An 18,275-nucleotide genomic window follows, 5' to 3' on the forward strand; every position below is an offset into this window, starting at 1 on the left:
CCTATGATGGGCGCCATGTCGACACGGCGCTCTCCCCTGGCCGCGGCCGTGCTCGCCCTGGTCTGCGAGTCGCCGATGCACGCGTACCGGATGCAGCAGCTGATCAAGGAACGGCACCAGGACGACGTGGTCAACGTCGCGCAGCGCAACAGCGTCTACCAGACGATCGAGCGCCTGCTCCGCGACGGACTGCTGGCGGTCCGCGAGACCACCCGCGAGGAGAACCGGCCGGAGCGGACGGTCTACGAGGCCACCGAGACGGGCCGCGAGACGCTCAAGCAGTGGATGCGGACCATGCTGTCCACCCCGGCCAGGGAGTTCCCCGAGTTCCCCGCCGCGCTCGCCTTCCTGCCCGTGCTGACGCCCGAGGAGGCGCTGGCGGCGCTGCGGCAGCGGATCGCGGCGCTGGAGGCGCGGCTGTCCGCGCTCGACGCCGAGATGGCCGACAGCCTGAGCTTCGTGCCCCGCCTCTTCCTCGTGGAGTCCGAGTATCAGCGGGCCCAGGTCGCCACGGAGCTGGAGTTCGTGCGCGGCCTCGCAGGCGACCTGAGCGAGGGCCGCCTCACCTGGGACTTCCAGATCTGACGCGTGCCTGACTCGCCTGGAGTCCACTCCAGGTACCTAGGGTGGAGGGCATGGAATACGGACACCTTGGCCGCACCGGCCTGCTGGTCAGCAAGCTCTGCCTGGGGACCATGAACTTCGGTCCGCAGACCACCGAGGAGGACTCGTACGCGATCATGGATCGCGCCCACGAGCTCGGGATCAACTTCTTCGACACGGCCAACGTCTACGGCTGGAAGAAGGGCGAGGGGATCACCGAGAACATCATCGGCCGCTGGTTCGCCCAGGGCGGCGGCCGTCGTGAGCGTACGGTCATCGCCACCAAGCTGTACGGCTCGATGGGCGACTGGCCGAACGAGGAGAAGCTGTCGGCGCTGAACATCCGGCGGGCGGCGGAGGCCTCGCTGCGCCGCATGCAGACCGACTACATCGACGTCTACCAGGCCCACCACGTCGACCGGGACACCCCGTTCGACGAGTTCTGGGAGGCCATGGACATCCTCAAGCAGCAGGGCAAGATCCTGTACGTCGGCTCGTCGAACTTCGCGGGCTGGCACATCGCCAAGGCCCAGGAGTCGGCCCGCCGCAGGAACACCCTCGGCCTGGTCAGCGAGCAGTCCCACTACAACCTGCTCGTCCGCGCGCCCGAGCTGGAGGTCATCCCGGCGTGTGAGGACTACGGCCTCGGGCTGATCCCGTGGAGCCCGCTCGCGGGCGGCCTGCTCGGCGGCATCCTCCGGAAGATCGACAAGGGCCGCTCCGCCACCGACCAGATCGCCGCCCAGCTCGACAAGCACCGCGACAAGATCGAGCGGTACGAGGCGTTCTGCGACGAGCTCGGCGAGGACCCGGCCAACGTCGGGCTGGCGTGGCTGCTGCACCAGCGTGCGGTCACCGCGCCGATCATCGGCCCCCGCACGGTCGAGCAGCTCGACGGCACGATCCGGGCGCTGGAGATCGAGCTGAACGACAAGGCGCTCGCCCGGCTCGACGAGATCTTCCCCGGCTTCAAGACCGCCCCGGAGGACTACGCCTGGTGATCAGGCGTTGAGCAACGCCCCGACGATCACGATGAACACGAGCAGCGCGAGCACCGTGGGCAGCAGCCAGCGACGAGGACGATCCACGCCATGGAGCCTAGTCGCGGACTGCCAATGGGTACGCCTCGACCTGCTCGTACCGCACGCTCGCCCCGATGTGGCTGCGTACGAGGTGCACCGACGACACCTCCCAGCGCCGCCCGCCGAAGGCGCCCAGGGCGCCGACCAGGGGGCGCAGGTCGTCGCCGTGGCGTGACCGGGTCCTGGAGCGGGCCAGGGTGAGGTGGGGATGGAACCGCTTGCGGTCCGTCTCCGCCGCCCCGGCCCGCCGGGCGCCGGCCGCCACCGACCCGGCGAGCCTCGTCAGCGCGGGCCCCGCCTCCAGGCCGACCCAGAAGATGCGTCCCCGAGAGGCGGAGGGGAAGGCTCCCGCGCCGCCGAACGACACCGTCTCGGGGGAATACCGGGCGGCCGCGCGGGCCAGCCGCACGCCCAGCTCGGGCAGGACCTCGTCGGGCACCTCGCCGAGGAATGCCACGGTCACGTGCCACAGCGCGGGATCGACCCAGCGCAGCTCCGACCACTCGGCACGTACGGCCTCGACCGCCGTGGCGATCTCCGCCAGCGCCTCAGGCGGCGGCAGCAGCGCCACGAACAATCTGCTCACGTGCCGATTCTTCCCTGCGCGCCACGCGCGCCGCGACCATCCGGGTCACCAGCACCGCCAGGCAGACGCCGCACATGCTCAGCACACCGGCCGCCACGACCGAGACCCGGGGGCCGGCCAGTTCGGAGAGCCAGCCCACCAGCGGCGCCCCGATCGGCGCTCCCCCGGTGAAGACCAGCACGTAGATCCCCATGACCCGGCCGCGCATCTCGGGAGAGGCGCCGAGCTGCACCATCGTGTTCGCGGTCGTGTTGACCGTGATCATCGCGATGCCCGCGGGGACGAGCATCAGCAGGAAGGCCGCGTACGCGGGGGCGAGCCCGGCGGCGACCTGGAACAGCCCGAAGCACAGCGCCCCGGCGATCAGGAACCTGCGGCTCGGCTTGACCCGTCGCGCGGCCAGCAGCGCCCCGCCGAACGCCCCGACGGCGAACGCGCTGGACGCCACGCCGAAGGAGGACGCGCCCGCGCCGAACGCCTGCTTGGCCATCAGCGCGATGCTTGTCGAGAAGCTCTGGGCGAAGATCGCCATGAACGCCACGAGCAGCAGCGGCAGCAGCAGGTCGGGCCGGCCGCCGACGTAGCGCAGGCCCGCACGCAACTGGCCCTTGCCGCGCGGCACGGGCTCCGGCGAGCGCAGCTCGGACACCCGCATGAGCGCGAGCCCGGTGATCACGGCGGCGAACGACACGGCGTTCAGCACGAAGATCGGGCCGGTGCCCATCCAGGAGATCAGCAGGCCGGCCACCGCCGGGCCGACGACCCGGGCGAGGTTGAAGGTCGAACTGTTCAGCGCGATGGCGTTCGGCAGGTCCCGCCGGCCCACCATCTCGACCACGAACGACTGCCGCGTGGGCACCTCGACACAGGACACCAGGCCGAGCGTGAACGCCATGGCGTACACGTGCCAGACCTGGGCGGTCCCCGTGATGACCAGCACGCCCATGGTGAGCGCCAGCAGCCCCATGAGCGTCTGGGCCACCATGAGGATCCGGCGCTTGGGGTAGCGGTCCGCGATGACCCCGCCGAACATGCCGAACAGCATCGTCGGCAGGAACTGCAGCGCCACGGTGACGCCGAGCGCCGAGCCGCGGCCGTGCGCGAGGTCGAGGACCAGCCAGTCCTGGGCAGTGCGCTGCATCCAGGTGCCGACGTTGGAGATCACGCCGCCGGAGGCGAACAGGCGGTAGTTGTAGGTCCGCAGCGAGCGGAACATGCCGCCTACATCGTGGACAGCTTCTCCAGGATCGGCGCCGCCGCGCGCAGCGTCGCCCTCTCCTCCGGCGTCAGGTCCTTGAGCCGCTGCGCCAGCCAGGCTTCCTTGGTGAGGCGCTCCTCCTTCAGCAGCGCCGCTCCCTGCGGCGTCACGCTCACCGTCACCTGCCGGCGATCGGTCGGATGAGGTTTGCGCTCCAGCAGACCCCTCGCCTCCAGCTTGGCGATCACCCGGGTCATCGAAGGAGGCTGCACCTTCTCGTGCTCCGCGAGTTCGCCGGGGGTCATCGCGGTGTGGCGCTCGACGGCGACGAGCGTCGCGAGCTGTGTGGGCGTCAGTGAGTGGTGCGCGGCCTGCTTGCGCATCCGTCGCGTCAGCCGGGCGAGGGACACGCGCAAGGCGGACGCGAGAGCGGCGTCGCTGCGCAAGTTCTGGGCGTTCGTTAGCATGACTCATTACCTTTGCTAACTATATGGCGCATGTCCGTATTCCTCCAAATCGTCCTGCTCTGCAGGGTGACCGCGACACACCGTACCGGCGCGGTCCACGCCATGGACGATCAAGGCCCGGCCCCCGCATGGGGGCCGGGCCTCGTACGCGCCTCGCGTCAGGCGAAGTCCTCCGGCGTGAACTCCCTGGGCTCGACCAGGACGAGCCAGTTGCCCTGGTTGTCGCGGATGACCGCCTCCACCCCGTACGGCCGATCCGAGGGCTCCTGCAGGATCGTCACGCCCTTGGCCGTGAGCTCCTGGCAGGTCTTGCGGCAGTCGTCCACGCGCAGTCCCAGGCCGCCGGCCTGGCCCTTGTCGAGCTGCCTGCGGTAGAAGTCGGTGCCCTCCTCGTCGAGCGGCGGCCCCGGCTTCATCAGCGTGATCTCGAGCTCCGGCTGGCCCGGGTGGTTGATGGTGACCCAGCGGAACCCGTCCAACTGGACGTCGGTGTTGGGGACGAAGCCGAGGACGTCCACGTAGAAGTCGCGGGCCTCGTCCTGGTCCTGGCAGTAAAGCGTGATCAAGGAGACGTTCCGAATCATGCGGAAGACGCTACTGCGCCCCCTCTGACCTGGGCTTCTCCGAAATTGCACAATCGTCGTGCCGCTTCGGCGCGCCCTCGAGGTGGAGCACTCCGTTCATGAACAGGTAGCAGCCGGGGACGCGGGGGCCGCCGCGCGCCGCCCACCGGTCGCGGTATTCGCTCGGGCTCTCCCCCACCATCCGGCGGAACTTGGCCGAGAACGACCCCAGGCTGCTGAAGCCCACGGCCATGCAGATCTCGGTCACCGTCAGGTTGGCGAAACGCAGCAGATCCTGGGCGCGCTCCAGCCGCCGCCGGGTGAGGTAGCGCATCGGCGTCTCGCCGTACGCCGCCTCGAAGGAACGGACGAAGTAAAACTTGGAGACCCCGGCGACGGCCGCGAGCCGGTCGAGATCGAGCTCGCTCCGGTAGTCGCGGTCCATGCGGTCCCTGGCCAGGCGCAGCCGAGGCAGCAACTCCGCCGGCACCGCCCGCTGTCCCCTCACGGCCACGTTTCGACCCTAGCCCGCCCCACCGACAGATTCCCGCACTTGCCGAGGCGTTCTAACAGCGTTAGATTGGTTCTAACGCTGTTAGAAAGGAGCCGTATGAGCCCGGCCTCACGCATCGACACCGAGGGGATCGTCCGCGCCGCCTTCGACGTCCTGGACCGGGAGGGCTTCGCCGCCCTCTCGATGCGCACGCTGGCCGCGCGGCTGGAGGTGAAGGCGGCGTCGCTTTACTACCACGTGCCGAACAAGGCGGCCCTGCTCCAGCTGGTCGCGGACCGCGTCGCACGTCAGGTGATCGCGGCGTTCGCCCCCGGCCTGCCGTGGCGGGAACTGCTGCACGGCATGGCGCGCGACCTGCGCGAGGCCCTGCGGACCCACCCCGGGGCCGCGGCCGTCGTCGCCGTGCGGAACACCTCGCCTGAGGTGTTCGAGAAGGCCGTTCCCCTCGTCCTGTCGGCCATGCACGAAGGGCTGCGCCTCACCGACGACGAAGCGCTCCATCTGGTGCAGGCGCTGTACGTCCTGGTGACCGGTCTCGCCCTGGCCGAGTTCGGCGAGACGCCGGATCCGCCGGCCGCACCCGCCGCCTACTACGACGCCTGGTTCGACACCGCCGTCTCGACGTTCCTGGACGGAATCCAGGCGCGGCACGGCGCGTGACCCCTCGCCCCCCGCTCAGGAAGGACTCCCCGCCGTGTTACTCGCCGCACTGCTCCTGGTCGTCGCCGCCGACGCCTACTTCGTCGTGACCACGCTCGCCGACCTCTTCCCGTTCAACAACGTGCGAGAGGCGAAGAGGTCGGAGAAGCTGACCGAGGTGACCGTGAACGCGCCGGTCCTGGCCCTCCCCGCCCTGCTGCTGGTCTGGGCGTCCGCGGCGGGTCTGCCCGTCCTCGCCTACGCCGCGGCGGCCGTCGAACTGCTCGCGCTCCTGGGCGGCCTGGCCCTGTGGTGGCTGCCGTACCTGGCGGGGGTGACCGTGCCGTGGGCGACGGCGGGCACGGGCGAGACCTGGGCCGCGCTGCACGCGCGCACCTACGCGAAGACCGTCATCGTGCTCCCCCGCCGGGGAGATCGTCCACGGCCCAATCTGGAGCACATGATCCTGCACACGCTCATGCTCCTGGCCACCGTCTGCGCGTTCGCCGCCGCCCGCGCGATCTGACATGCGAAGAGGCCGCCGCGGCGTCGCCACGGCGGCCTCCGTACCGCGCGGATCAGCTCAGGCCGAGCAGGCTCTTGAGGGGCTCCAGCGCGAAATACACGACGAACAGCGCGCCCACCAGCCACATCAGGGGGTGGAGATCGCGCGCCTTGCCGCGGAACGCCTTGATGGCGATGTAGCTCACGAAGCCCGCGCCGATCCCGGCGGTGATCGAGTACGTGAACGGCATGAGCACGATGGTCAGGAACGCGGGGATCGCGGTCTCGAAGTCGCTGAAGTCGATCTCCTTGACCTGGGTCATCATCAGGAAGCCGACGACCACGAGGGCCGGGGTCGCCGCCTCGAACGGCACGATCTCCGTCAGCGGGGCGAAGAACATGGCCAGCAGGAACAGCACACCGGTGACGATGCTCGCCAGGCCGGTGCGCGCGCCCTCGCCGACGCCGGCCGCCGACTCGATGTAGGTGGTGTTGGACGACACGCCGGCCGCGCCGCCGGCCGCCGCCGCGAGCGAGTCGACGAGCAGGATCTCCTTGGTGCGCTCGACGGTCCCGTCCTCCTGGACCAGGTTCGCCTGGCGGCCCACGCCGACGATCGTGCCCATCGTGTCGAAGAAGTCGGCGAGCATGAGGGTGAAGACGAACATCACGGCCGCCAGGCCGCCGATCTTGGCGAAGCTGCCGAACAGGCTGAACTGGCCCAGCAGCGACAGGTCCGGCAACTCGATGAAGTTCTTGGGCCACGCCGGCACGTTGAGCGACCACCCGTTGGGGTTGCTCCCGTCCGGGATCTGCGGCCCGATCTTGCCGATCGCCTCGACGATCATGGCGAGCACGGTCGTGCCGACGATCCCGAGCAGGATGGCGCCCTTGACCCTGCGGGCCACGAGGAAGGCCGTCACGAGCAGGCCGACGACGAAGACGAGCGTGGGCCACCCGGTCAGCGAGCCATTGCCCAGCGCGCCGAGCTTGACCGGGACCGTGGTGCCGCTCGCGTCCGGCATGCGCCGGACGAACCCGGCGTCGACGAACCCGATCAGCGCGATGAACAGGCCGATGCCGACGCTGATCGCGGTCTTGAGCTGGGCGGGGATCGCGTGGAACACCGCCACGCGAAAACCCGTCACCACGAGGATCGCGATGACGATGCCCTCCAGCACCACCAGGCCCATCGCGTCCTCCCACGACATCTGGCTGGCGATGCCGAAGGCGAGGAAGGCGTTCAGTCCGAGGCCGGTGGCCAGGGCGAACGGCACCCGGCCGAAGACGCCCATGATGATCGTGAGGATGCCGGCGACGAACGCGGTGGCCGCGGCGACCAGCGCGATGTTGGGGTTGTTCCCGTCACCGAGGAACTGGCCCGTCTTGTCGGCTACGGTGCCGATGATGAGCGGGTTGAGCACCACGATGTAGGCCATCGTGAAGAAGGTGGCGAAGCCGCCGCGGACCTCCTGTCCCACGGAGGAACCACGGGCTGAGATGGAGAAGTATCGATCGAGGAAACCAGGGGTGTTCATGGGGTTCGCATTCACGCGCGCAGAGTCGCAGGCCCTTACCATCCGCGGAAAGAGCCAGGGGAGCAGCGTTGTCCTTTCGTGACGGGTTTGTCATGGAGATACCGGCTCACTGCCGCGACCTTCTAAGCTGGCTGGCGTGAGCGAACGCCGGCCGGACCCCATGCCTCTCAGGACGAGGGACACCCTCACGATCCTGGTCGGGACGGCCCTGTGGGCGATCGCCCTGGCCGTCGTGCTGCTGGTGGTCAGACCGGCCGACCCGCGGCCTGTCTGGGTCTGCGTCGCGGGGATCGGCCTCGGCCTGTTCGGCATCCTCTACATCCGCCGCCGCGACGCCCGCCTGCGCGAGCCCGTCCCCGCCGCCGAAACCGGCGAATCGGAACCCCGCCGCCCCTGAGCGGAGCAGCTTCAGCCGAGCCCGCCCTCCCTCGCGGGTTCCCACCACGTCAGGTGGCCGGTCGCCTCGGCCACCGGCTCGATGATCTCCCACGCCTCGGCGATCAGACCGTCGTCGAGCCGCCAGATGTCGACGACCGCGATCTCCGGCGCGGCATCGGGCAGCCGGCGCAGCGAGTGCATCACGACGTGGTCACCGTCGGCCAGCAGGTGCCGGATCTCCACCCGCATGCCGGCGAGCGGGACGAGAGCGGCGCGGACGTCGGCGAGCCACTCCGCCTTGGTCCTCGTCCCGTCCGGCCGGTGGTGGACGAAGTCGTCGCGTAGCGACGAGGCGAGCGTGTCGACGTCACCGGTCGCGATCAGTGCGGCGAGTGCCTGCCGCACGATGCTCCCGTTGTCTGTGCTCCCGTTGTCTGTGGTCATGTCCTTGGCTTGCATGATCGGCAGTGTTTCCGCCGCTCGCGTGGATTGTCGATGAAATGGCATTTCATCGGCGTACGGCTCGCCCGGGAGTAGCATCGGCGGCCATGCACACGGTCGGGGAACTGTTGCGGCGGTGGCGGCATCACCGGCGGCTCAGCCAGCTGGATCTCGCGATCGCCGCCGACGTCTCGGCCCGCCACGTCAGCCTGGTGGAGACCGGCAAGTCCCACCCGAGCGCCGACATGATCCTGCGGCTCGCCGAACAGCTCGACGTGCCGTTGCGCGAGCGCAACCGGCTGTTGCTCGCCGCCGGCTTCGCCCCCCGCTACGCCGAGCGGCCGCTCGACGGAGACGAGCTGTCGGCCGCCCGCGACGCGATCGGGAGGGTCATCCGGGCGCACGAGCCGTACCCCGCGCTGGTCGTCGACCGCCGGTGGAACATCGTGATGGCCAACAGCGCCCTCGACCCGTTCCTCGCCCACGTGGCGCCCGATCTGTTGCGGCCGCCGATCAACATGGTGCGGCTCGGGCTCGACCCGCGCGGGCTCGCTCCGCACATCGTCAACCTGGCCGAGGTACGGGCGCTGCTCCGTATCCGGATCGGACGTCAGCTCGTCGTCGCTCCCAGCGCCGAGCTGACCGCGCTCTACGAGGAGCTGCTGGCACCGGGTGCGGGCCCCGAGGACGCGCGGCACCCGATCGAGGCCGAGATCGCCGTTCCGATGATCTTCCGCTTCGGCGGACGGGAACTGCGGCTGTTCTCGACCACCACCACGTTCGGCACCCCGATGGACATCACCCTGGACGAGGTCGCGATCGAGTCGTACTACCCCGCGGACGTGGAGACCGCCGCGTACTTCACCGCGTTCGGCCAGGCCTCCTGCGACGCCTAGATCGAGGCCGTGGGGTCGAGGTCGGCCTCGGCGAGCAGCAGGGGGACCCGGGCGGGATCGCGCAGGAGCGCCGCCACGGCGAGGCGGTCGCCCCACTGGCCGGAGGCCCACGCGAGTCCCCTGGCCAGGCCGTCGACGCCGGTCGCGTGCACCGCGCCCTCGAAGAACCGCCACGGCACCGGCCTGCCGTCCACGAGCAGCTCGTCGTGCTCGACGTACGTCGCGGGGGCGCCGGGCAGCAGCGACCGCACCTCGGGCGGCACGGGCTTCTCGGTTCCGGCCGAGGTGACCGCGCCGGTGACCACCTCACCGGCGAGCGGCAGGTCGAGCACCTCCGACAGCGCCTCGGCGAGGTCGAACGGCGCGAGCACTAGCGGCCGGTCCTCCACCAGGGCGAGCAGGTCGGGCGCCTCCACCACGACCGGGCCGTCCTCGACGTCCGCGACCGTGACCGTGCCCTTCAGCACGACCCGTACGGCCTCGGGCGGGCTCACCCGCGCGGGGTCGACGGCCGCCAGCGCGATCCACAGGGACCGCAGCTGGGCCCGGTCGACCTCGAGGGACGAGTCGGCCAGCAGGTCGAGCAGCTCTTCCGGGCCGCCGTGCGAGTCGAGCAGCTCGGTGAGCGTGGACCGGACGCCGATCATCTTCAGCGCGTCCGCGTCGATCCCCGCCGGCGCCTCGCCGTACAGGCCGAACAGCAGCGGGTCGCCCGCCGGGAGCCGCAGCTCCGTCGGCCTGCGCCCGCCGAGCACCTGGTGCCGCGACAGCCACCAGGCCGTGTACGACGGCACCTCGACGGTCTCCCCCGCGGCGAGCACCCGCAGGGGCCGCAGGGCGGCGCGCAGCGGGGGCCGCGACAGCAGCGCGAGGGCGCTCGGCCAGTCGGCGACGTACTCCAGGTCGCGTACGGCGGTGAACTCCCGGACCACCGGCGGCACGTCGAGATCGGTGTTCAGCAAGCCGGGCAGCAGGTCGAGCACGGCCTCCAGCCACTCGTCCTCGAGGTCGAGGTCGTGGTCGCACTCGGTGGGGTCGAGCAGCACGTCGGAGTCGTTCACCACGGCGAAGCCGTCGAGCACCCCGGCCGCCGCCAGCACGTGCGGGCCGAACTTCTCCACCAGGTCGGGGGCGGCGACGCCGAACGGCACCTCGGGGTCGATGAGACCGGCCAGCGAGCCCTCGGCCAGCAGCAGCTCGCCCGCCGCGTACAGCTCGCCGTCGGCGCCGCGCAGCGCCAGTTCGGCCAGCCACGGGGCCTCCCCCGCGGTCAGGCCCGCCGCGTCGACCAGGGCCAGCACGGCCTGGGCCACCGGCTCGGGGTCGGTGCTGTTCAGCGACTCGGACACGGCCGCGTGGGTGAGCGGGTCCTCCAGCACCGTACGCGGGGTCGCCTCGGCCGCGCCCAGCCGTAGCAGCAGCGGGTGCGCGGCGTCCGGGTGGACGATCCGCAGCCCCAGCGGCGCCAGCAGGGCAGGGTCAAAGGTGCCCGACTCCTGTGACAGCACGAGCGTGCCGCGCGGGCCGCGCACCAGGCGGCCGTCGGCCAGCGGCACGGCGATCGCGCCGATCGCCTCCGGGTCGTCGGCGGGCAGCACCTCGTAGAGCGACCGCCACCAGGCCGGGTCCTTGTCCTCCACGGCCTCGCCGGACAGCATGTCCACGACGTCGGCCAGGTCGGCCCGGCGCACGCCGAGCGTGGTCAGGGCCGGGTTCCGGGAGGACCAGCCCGCGGGCAGCAGCCCCGGCACGATGCCGGCGATCTTCTCCAGGAACGCGGCCTGCCCCTCGACCGCCCTGGCCTGGTTTCCCGGCACGACGCCCTCGGAGATCGTCGGCAGCAGCGGCGTGTCCGGCAGCGCCTTGACGATCTCCCGCCTGATCGCCGCGTCGAGCGCGCCCTTGCCCATCAGGCCGGGCACGAGGTCGAGCAGGTCCGGAGTCGCGGGAAGCTCCCCCAGCAGCCGTACGTACGTCTCGGCTGCCCTGGCGACCAGGAAGTCGGTGAGCGGCCCGGGGGCGACGTGCCGCCGGTCGGTGGTCATCGGGAACGACGCGATCAGCAGCGCGGGCAGGTCGAGCGGCTCGTCGCTCGGTGTCGGCGCGTGCACGACCCTGTGCACAACCCCGCGGACGTCGCCGCGGCGGTCGCCGGGGACGGCCCAGCGGACCTCCCAGTAGGGCCGGGCCCGCTCCTCGGTCGGCCGGTCGGCGAACAACTCGGCCACCTGCTCGGGGCCGAACGTGCCCGACTCGGCGACCACGTGCCAGCCCTCGGCCGAGATCGTGCGGGTCCGCCCGTCCACCTCGATCTCGACGGCCTCCAGCGCCGGCATCGACAGCGGCAGCGCGGGCCCCGCCTCCTCAAGCATCCGCCGTACGGCCTGCTCGGCCGCCTCGTCACGCAGCGGGAGCCGGACCAGCGTGTCGAATCCCTCGGGGGCCTCGGGCGAGTCGTCGGAGAACGGCAGCCGCAGCAGCGGGACGTGCCCCTCGCGGCCCTCCAGCTCGGCCGCGAGCTCCGGCCTGGCGGCGACCAGAGCGGCGGTCTCCTCACGGGACCACCGCACCCCGTGCACCTCGCCCGAGGGCAGCCGAGAGGCGATCGAGGGCGTGTCGGTGACCGACACCACGGCGGCGAAGCCGACGCCGAACCGGCCGGCCGCCCCCGCCTCGTCCTTCTTGCCCGAGACGCGGAGGGTGCACAGGCCCTCGACGCCGGTCTGGTCGAGCGGCGCGCCGACGTTGGCGGCCAGCAGCACACCGTCGGCGAGCGTCAGCCGCAGGCGGCCCGGGACGCCGGCCCGCAGCGCGGCGTCGGCGGCGTTCTGGGCGAGCTCCACGACCAGCCGGTCGCGGTAGCCGCCGAGGGCGAAGTCCTCCTCGGCGTTGGCGTCCTCGCGGAAGCGGGCAGGGGAGGCCGTCCAGGCCGCGAGAACGGTGTCACGCAGGCGTGCGGTATCGAACATGATCAGACGTGGCCCAGGGGTTCGGAGCCGGCCTCGTCCACGGAGCCCGACTCGATGAGGTCGTATCCCAAGTCGTCCAGGATCGGGGGCGCCGGATCCGTGACCATCGAGGGCACGGTGGTCGCCTCGGAGTGCGCCCCGCAGCCGTGGTCGGCGGACACCACGCGGCCGTCGTCCGGCGCGTACTCGTTGGCGCAGACGCCGAAGCCGAGGCCCAGCGCTCCGGCGAGCGGCCAGTAGAAGCCGCAGGTGGAGCATTGCGCGGGGGCGGCGTGCGCGATCGGGGTGTGCGGCCCGGCCTCACCGGCGCGCCAGCGCCGCGCGGCGAGGTCACGGCCGAGCACCGACAGGACGCGGGCGCGTCCCAGACCCAGCTCGAAGAGCATCTGCTTGTCGATGTCCTCGTCGGCGGAGGCGAACCCGGGCACGAGCCGGTCGTCGTCCGCCTCGACCGGCAGCAGGTCGCCCACGCCGAGGTCGCCCGGGCGCAGCCGCTCGTTCCACGGCACCCAGCGGGGAGCGAGCAGCGCGCCCGAGCCGGGCAGCAGCACGGTCTCGCTCACGGTGACGACGCGGGCGCGGGAGGCCCGGGTGACGGTGACCGCCCAGCGCCAGCCGCGGTAGGCGCGGTCGAGGCACTCGAAGTAATGGGCGACGACCCGGTCGCCCTCGTTGTCGAAGCCCAGGTGCTCTCCCACCTCCCCGGGGCGCGCGATGTCTTCCGCGGCCCGGCGGGCGAGGTCGACCGCCGCGGCACAGGCCTGGTCGACTGGAGTGCTACGGATTCGGGTACGACTCACACTCCATTTTCACCCACGCCGCGAGCGGACCGCACCGGCTCGATGGGCAAAACATGGAAGGACCCTCGGTGCCTATGGTGAAGATTTGGGCGAAAGTTACGCGTGTTGTGAGAGCACCGGCGCGCGCGACGCGCCGGTTGACGCACGCCCAGGGAGCGGGCCGCACCGGTCTCGGCCACCTCATCGAGGTGACGGCCGCCCATTCCGCCGGGGACGCGCTGGTCACCGTGGCCCTCGCCGGGGCGCTGCTGTTCGGGCTGCCGGTCGGCCAGGCCCGCGGTCAGGTCGCGGCGTACCTGCTGATCACCATGCTGCCGTTCGCGGTGGTGGCGCCCTTCGTCGGGCCGGTGCTCGACCGGCTCCGATCGGGCCGCCGCTACATCATGGCCGGCACCCTGCTCGCGCGGGGCCTGCTGTGCTGGGGGATGGCCGGCGCCGTCCACACCTCCGACGCGGTCACGCTGTTCCCTTCTGCGCTCGCCGTACTGGTCCTGTCGAAGGCCTACAACGTGTCCCGGGCGGCGATCATGCCGAGCGTGCTGCCTGCCGACATCCCGCTGGTGACGGCCAACGCCAGGGTCGCGTTGTTCGCGCTGGTGTCGGCCGGCGTCGGCGCCGGAGTGGCCGCCGGCCTGTCCGCCGCGGCAGGGGCCGACTGGGTGCTGCGCGCCGCCGTGCCGCTGTTCCTGCTGTCCGGGGCGTTCGCCGTACGGCTGCCGCGGCACGTGGACGCGCCCGACCTGGAGGAGGCCGGGCCACGCCCCCGATGGCGCACCGTGCTCCACCTGGGCCCGGTGGTGAGCGAGGCCATGGGGGCCAACGCCGCGATCCGGGTGCAGTCGGGCTTCCTCGTGTTCTTCCTGCTGTTCCTCGTCCAGGACGGCCACCTGCGCGGCGTGGATCCGAAGGCCGCGCTGGCGCTGCTGGCCGCCGCCGCGGGCGCGGGCGGCCTGGCCGGGGCCGCCGCCGGCTCCTGGTCCCGCTCCCGGTCGCCGCACCTGACCGTCATGGCCACGCTCGCGCTGGCCACGGTCGTCACCGTCGCCGCGGCCTTCTTCTTCGACGTGTGGACCGCCGCCGTCGTGGCCCTCGTGGGCGCGTTCGCCCAGGGCCTCGGCAAGCTCGCGTTCGACGCCATCGTGCAGCGTGAGATCGGCGAGGAGGTGCGCTCCTCCGCGTTCGGCGTGGCCGAGACGCTGCTTCAGATCGCCTGGGTCCTCGGCGGGCTGCTGGGCCTGGTGATGTCGCTGTTCGTGGCCGGTCCCGCCGGGCTCGGCGTGATGTCCGCCGCCCTCGCGCTCTCCTTCGGCCGACTCGTCATGCTCCGCCGCCGCAGGCTCGCCGCCCGCACGGCCACGGCCACCTGAACCGGTCACCCGCGTTCCAGGCCACCCCGCCCTTCCGGGGCCGCCGCATCGTGCCCACCACACGGCACGGCATCACACGGCACCGCATCACGGCCGCGCCGCACCCTGCCGCCCGGGGCCTGGCCGGGCGGCGGAAAACGGATGCGGCAGGCCGGAGGATGGATCAGGCGTCGAGGTCGTCGGCGACGGCGCGCAGCACGGTAGCGATCTTCTTGGCGTGCGCGGCGTCCGGGTGCTTGCCCCGCTGGTAGGAGTTCGAGATGTCGTCGAGCAGCTTGATCAGATCCTCGACGATCACGACCATCTCGTCGGGCTTCTTCCGCTTCGCCTTGCCCTTGACGGTCTTGGCCAGCGTCGGGGGCTGGTCGATCACCCGCACAGAGAGCGCCTGCTGACCGCGGCGGCTCTCGGCGACACCGAACTCGACCTTCTGCCCGGGCTTGAGCGCGTCGACCCCCTTGGGCAGGGCGGAGGAATGCACGAAGACCTCACCGCCGTCGTCGCGGGTGAGGAAGCCGAAACCCTTGTCGGCGTCGTACCACTTGACCTTGCCACTCGGCACAGGGGTGACCTCGTTCAGACTGTCGTGAAGGTGATGGATGTAGGTTATGCCCACAGACCGGCCCCGTGGACCCACCAAGAGGCGATTGAAGCGTCCCATGACCAGATTCGTGTGGATCTTCCTTCGCGGTGCCGGGACAACGCGCGAAACCCCTGCCGTACGGGCGCTCCGGCGGCCGGATGAAGGTCCCGCCCTACCATGGAGAGAATGACGGGCACGGACTTCAACGAGTGGCTTCGCGGCCGTTCCGACGAGCGGCTGCGGGCGCTCGTGGCGACGCGGCCCGAACTCGTGACGCCCGTCCCCGCGCACATCGACGGCCTGGCCGCCCGCGCCTGCAGCCCCTCCGCCATCGGCCGGGCGCTGGACCGGCTCGACCGGTTCTCACTCGCCGTGCTGGAGACGCTGGCCCTGCGGCCCGGTCCCGCCGATCGCGAGGCGTTGCTGTCCCTGCTCCGCCGTGCCGTTCCCGGTGATCTGGGCGACGCGGCCCTCGGGTCCGCTCTCGACGCGGCGCTCGACGTGCTGACCACGCGCGCCCTGGTCTACGGGACCGACGACGCGCTGCTGCCCGCGCCGGGCGTGGCCGAGGCGCTCGAACCCCCGGCCGCCCTGGGGCCGCCGGCCGCCGAGGTGTTCCGCCACCACTCGCCGGAACGGCTCGACGTGCTCCTGCGTGACATCGACCCGGCGTACGAGGGCGGCGGCCGGACGGACGACGGGCGGCCGGCCAGGGAACGGCTCGCGGCGCTGCTGGCCGAACCCGCGACGGTCGCCCGCCTCGTCGGCGAGGTCTCCCCGCAGGCGAGGACGGCCCTGAACGAGCTCGTCTGGGGCCCGGCGAGCGGACGGCTGCCGAACGCCCGCCGCGAAGTCGACGCCGCGAACGCCCAGTCGCCCATCGAACAGCTACTGGCCCGCGGGCTGCTCGGCGCGACCGGGGAGGAGACCGTCGCGCTCCCCCGCGAGGTCGCCCTCGTGCTGCGCGACGGCCGGGTGCACCGCGACCTGTCCCCCGGCCCGCCCGCCCTTGAAGGGTCCGTACGCGACCAGGATCTGGCCGACCGGACGGCCGCCGGGCAGGCGTTCACGTTCGTGCGCACGGTCGAGGAGCTGTGCGAGCTGTGGAGCGTCGACCCGCCGGGCGTGCTGCGCGCGGGCGGCCTCGCCATACGTGACCTCAGGCGGACGGCCCAGCTCCTCGACCTGCCGGAGTGGGCGGCGGGGCTGGTGGTCGAGGTCGCGCACGCGGCCGGGCTGGTCGCGGCGGGCGAGGGGGAATGGCTGCCGACGGGCGCCTACGACGGCTGGCGGATCAAGGCCACCGAGGACCGCTGGGCCGTGCTCGCCGACGCGTGGGCCGCGATGGAACGCGCCCCCGGGCTGATCGGCGAACGCGACGACCGCGACCGTCCCCTGAACGCCCTCCACCCCGACCTGCGCAGGCCGGGGGCCGCCCAGACGCGGAGGCGCACGCTCGCCGTGCTGGAGCCGGCACCGCCCGGCCTCGCGCCGACGCCCGAGTCCGTGCTGGCCCGGCTCGCCTGGGAGCAGCCCCGCCGCCGCCCCGCGCTGCGCGACCGGCTCGTACGCTTCGCCCTGCGCGAGGCCGAGCACATCGGCGTGACCGGGCTCGGCGTGCCGTCCTCACACGGCCGCGCCGTGGCCCGGGGCGACGGCACGGCGGCCGGCCTGCTCGGCCCGCTGCTGCCCGAGCCGGTCGACCACGTGCTGCTGCAGGCGGACCTCACGGCCGTGGCGCCGGGCCCGCTGACCACCGACCTCGGCCGCAGGCTCGCCCTCATGGCCGACGTGGAGAGCAAGGGCGGGGCGACGGTGTACCGCTTCTCCGAGCAGTCGGTCCGCCGTGCGCTCGACGCGGGGCACTCGGCCGACGACCTGCTCACCGTGCTGGAGCGGCACTCGGCCACCCCGGTCCCGCAGCCGCTGAGCTACCTGGTCACCGATGTGGCCCGCCGCCACGGGCGGATCCGGGTCGGCACGGCCTCGGCGTACATCCGGTGCGACGACCCGGCCCTGCTCGACGAGGTGCTCGCCGACAAGCGGGCCCACCTGCTGCGGCTGCGGCGGCTCGCGCCGACCGTGCTGGCTTCCAAGACGTCCAGGGCCGCGCTGGTCGACTCGCTGCGGGCGATGGGATACGCGCCGGTGGCCGAGTCGCTGGAGGGCGACGTGGTCGTCGCGCGGGCCGACGCCCGGCGGACCGAGGGACAGCTCGCCGCCCGGGTGACCGCGAACACCGCACCCGATCCCGAGGTGGTCGCCGCGGCCGTGCGGGCGATGCGGGCGGGGGACTCACGGCGGCGGCCCGTGGAGGCGCCCGAGGGCCAGGTGCCCCGATCCCCCGCGACCGCCACGATCAGCGCGCTCCAGGAGGCCATCCGGCAGGGGTCGCGGGTGTGGATCGGCTACCTCGACTCGCAGGGGCACGCCACCAGCCGCATCCTCGAACCGGCCCGGATGGAGGGCGGTTACCTCACCGCGTACGACGAGACCCGGGCCACCGTCCACCGCTTCGCCCTGCACCGCATCACGGGCATCGCCGAGATCGGCCGATGACACATCCGTGGTAAATCTTGAGGTCCTTCGTAGTAAAGGATTTCAGGATGACGACTCCGGAGCAGCCGGGGCAGGGACCCCAGGATTGGCAGACGCCGTCCAACCCCTATGGACCGCCGTCCGGCTCCGCCCCCCACGGACAGCAGCAGTACGGGCCGTACGGCCCGCCGCCGGGCCCCGACCCCAACCAGCAGTACGGGCAGCAGTACGGGCAGCAGTACGGCCAATATGGCCAATACGGCCAATATGGCCAGTACGGGCAGCAGCAGTACGGCTACTACCCGCCCGGCGGTTACCCGCCGAGGCAGGAGGGCCCGCGCACGCACGCGATCGTGGCCCTCGTCATCAGCATCGTGCTGGCGCTGAGCTGCTACATCTCGCTGGGCGGCATCGCCGGGGCGATCCTGTCCGGGGTCGCGCTCAGCAAGGTGGACACCGCGCCGGACCAGGCCCGCAGGCTGCTGAAGTGGGCGTGGATCGCCATCGGCATCAACGTCGCGCTGTTCGTGATCGGGATCGGCGCGGTCATCTGGGCCGGGTTCAACGGCTACCTGGACTGATTCCCGCGACCGGGACTGATTCGGCCCG

Annotated in this window: 19 protein-coding genes; 9 read left to right on the forward strand and 10 right to left on the reverse strand. The window is 72.0% G+C overall.

What is annotated here, in order from left to right; all coding sequences use genetic code 11:
* Window positions 1-15 precede the first annotated feature (15 nt).
* Window positions 16-585, forward strand: coding sequence for a PadR family transcriptional regulator (locus BXA11_RS28455; protein WP_036407348.1), 570 nt, complete (start codon window positions 16-18; stop codon window positions 583-585).
* Between the two features lie 50 nt (window positions 586-635).
* The gene (locus BXA11_RS28460) at window positions 636-1,604 is read left to right on the forward strand and encodes an aldo/keto reductase (RefSeq protein WP_076439469.1); all 969 of its coding nucleotides are present in this window, start codon (window positions 636-638) and stop codon (window positions 1,602-1,604) included.
* Between the two features lie 97 nt (window positions 1,605-1,701).
* Here the strand turns inward: BXA11_RS28460 and thpR are convergent, their stop codons facing one another.
* The 5 genes from thpR to BXA11_RS28485 form a co-directional block, all read right to left on the reverse strand.
* A complete protein-coding gene (gene thpR, locus BXA11_RS28465; RefSeq protein ID WP_030509170.1) occupies window positions 1,702-2,271 on the reverse strand; it encodes an RNA 2',3'-cyclic phosphodiesterase in 570 nt (189 codons plus the stop codon).
* Complete coding sequence (locus tag BXA11_RS28470) at window positions 2,234-3,487, reverse strand: MFS transporter (protein ID WP_076439470.1); 1,254 nt, start codon at window positions 3,485-3,487, stop codon at window positions 2,234-2,236. The genes thpR and BXA11_RS28470 overlap by 38 nt, the downstream gene beginning before the upstream one ends.
* A 5-nt stretch (window positions 3,488-3,492) precedes the next feature.
* The gene (locus BXA11_RS28475; protein WP_030509172.1) at window positions 3,493-3,936 is read right to left on the reverse strand and encodes a MarR family winged helix-turn-helix transcriptional regulator; all 444 of its coding nucleotides are present in this window, start codon (window positions 3,934-3,936) and stop codon (window positions 3,493-3,495) included.
* 158 nt (window positions 3,937-4,094) lie between these two features.
* Window positions 4,095-4,520: a VOC family protein gene (locus BXA11_RS28480; protein ID WP_076439472.1), complete on the reverse strand. Its 426-nt coding sequence runs from the start codon at window positions 4,518-4,520 to the stop codon at window positions 4,095-4,097.
* A 10-nt stretch (window positions 4,521-4,530) separates the two neighbouring features.
* Window positions 4,531-5,013, reverse strand: coding sequence for a helix-turn-helix transcriptional regulator (locus BXA11_RS28485; RefSeq protein ID WP_051761914.1), 483 nt, complete (start codon window positions 5,011-5,013; stop codon window positions 4,531-4,533).
* A gap of 96 nt (window positions 5,014-5,109) precedes the next feature.
* Between BXA11_RS28485 and BXA11_RS28490 the strand changes: the two genes are divergently transcribed.
* Both BXA11_RS28490 and BXA11_RS28495 read left to right on the forward strand, forming a co-directional pair.
* The gene (locus BXA11_RS28490) at window positions 5,110-5,673 is read left to right on the forward strand and encodes a TetR/AcrR family transcriptional regulator (RefSeq protein WP_076439474.1); all 564 of its coding nucleotides are present in this window, start codon (window positions 5,110-5,112) and stop codon (window positions 5,671-5,673) included.
* A gap of 34 nt (window positions 5,674-5,707) precedes the next feature.
* Window positions 5,708-6,178: a hypothetical protein gene (locus BXA11_RS28495; RefSeq protein ID WP_076439476.1), complete on the forward strand. Its 471-nt coding sequence runs from the start codon at window positions 5,708-5,710 to the stop codon at window positions 6,176-6,178.
* A 52-nt stretch (window positions 6,179-6,230) separates the two neighbouring features.
* Here BXA11_RS28495 and BXA11_RS28500 read toward each other — a convergent pair whose 3' ends face one another.
* Window positions 6,231-7,736: an NCS2 family permease gene (locus BXA11_RS28500; RefSeq protein ID WP_076439477.1), complete on the reverse strand. Its 1,506-nt coding sequence runs from the start codon at window positions 7,734-7,736 to the stop codon at window positions 6,231-6,233.
* Between the two features lie 94 nt (window positions 7,737-7,830).
* Here BXA11_RS28500 and BXA11_RS28505 point away from each other — a divergent pair, with 94 nt between their 5' ends.
* Window positions 7,831-8,091 carry a DUF2530 domain-containing protein gene (locus BXA11_RS28505; RefSeq protein WP_239105186.1) on the forward strand — a complete coding sequence of 87 codons (261 nt, stop codon included), beginning with the start codon at window positions 7,831-7,833 and terminating at the stop codon, window positions 8,089-8,091.
* Window positions 8,092-8,102: 11 nt separating this feature from the next.
* Here BXA11_RS28505 and BXA11_RS28510 read toward each other — a convergent pair whose 3' ends face one another.
* Complete coding sequence (locus tag BXA11_RS28510) at window positions 8,103-8,531, reverse strand: nuclear transport factor 2 family protein (protein WP_076439481.1); 429 nt, start codon at window positions 8,529-8,531, stop codon at window positions 8,103-8,105.
* Window positions 8,532-8,620: 89 nt separating this feature from the next.
* On the opposite strand from BXA11_RS28510, the gene BXA11_RS28515 reads away from it, so the two are divergent.
* Window positions 8,621-9,409 carry a helix-turn-helix transcriptional regulator gene (locus BXA11_RS28515; RefSeq protein WP_076439483.1) on the forward strand — a complete coding sequence of 263 codons (789 nt, stop codon included), beginning with the start codon at window positions 8,621-8,623 and terminating at the stop codon, window positions 9,407-9,409.
* Here the strand turns inward: BXA11_RS28515 and BXA11_RS28520 are convergent.
* Entirely contained in the window at window positions 9,406-12,378 is a 2,973-nt protein-coding gene (locus tag BXA11_RS28520; RefSeq protein WP_076439485.1) for a sacsin N-terminal ATP-binding-like domain-containing protein, read from the reverse strand. The genes BXA11_RS28515 and BXA11_RS28520 overlap by 4 nt on opposite strands.
* Window positions 12,379-12,380: 2 nt before the next feature.
* Window positions 12,381-13,178, reverse strand: a complete 798-nt coding sequence (locus BXA11_RS28525; protein WP_076439487.1) for a DUF3027 domain-containing protein — start codon at window positions 13,176-13,178, stop codon at window positions 12,381-12,383.
* 107 nt (window positions 13,179-13,285) lie between these two features.
* Between BXA11_RS28525 and BXA11_RS28530 the strand changes: the two genes are divergently transcribed.
* Entirely contained in the window at window positions 13,286-14,545 is a 1,260-nt protein-coding gene (locus tag BXA11_RS28530; protein WP_239105187.1) for an MFS transporter, read from the forward strand.
* Between the two features lie 163 nt (window positions 14,546-14,708).
* Here the strand turns inward: BXA11_RS28530 and BXA11_RS28535 are convergent, their stop codons facing one another.
* The gene (locus tag BXA11_RS28535) at window positions 14,709-15,107 is read right to left on the reverse strand and encodes a cold-shock protein (RefSeq protein ID WP_030509184.1); all 399 of its coding nucleotides are present in this window, start codon (window positions 15,105-15,107) and stop codon (window positions 14,709-14,711) included.
* Window positions 15,108-15,314: 207 nt separating this feature from the next.
* Here BXA11_RS28535 and BXA11_RS28540 point away from each other — a divergent pair, with 207 nt between their 5' ends.
* Together BXA11_RS28540 and BXA11_RS28545 are read left to right on the forward strand one after the other, a co-directional pair.
* Window positions 15,315-17,687 (forward strand): helicase-associated domain-containing protein, encoded by a 2,373-nt coding sequence (locus BXA11_RS28540; RefSeq protein ID WP_076439491.1) that lies wholly within the window; start codon window positions 15,315-15,317, stop codon window positions 17,685-17,687.
* 47 nt (window positions 17,688-17,734) lie between these two features.
* Window positions 17,735-18,247 (forward strand): hypothetical protein, encoded by a 513-nt coding sequence (locus BXA11_RS28545; protein WP_076439493.1) that lies wholly within the window; start codon window positions 17,735-17,737, stop codon window positions 18,245-18,247.
* Window positions 18,248-18,275 lie beyond the last annotated feature (28 nt).

It is taken from the genome of Microbispora rosea, assembly GCF_900156315.1.
Classification (GTDB): Bacteria; Actinomycetota; Actinomycetes; order Streptosporangiales; family Streptosporangiaceae; genus Microbispora; species Microbispora rosea.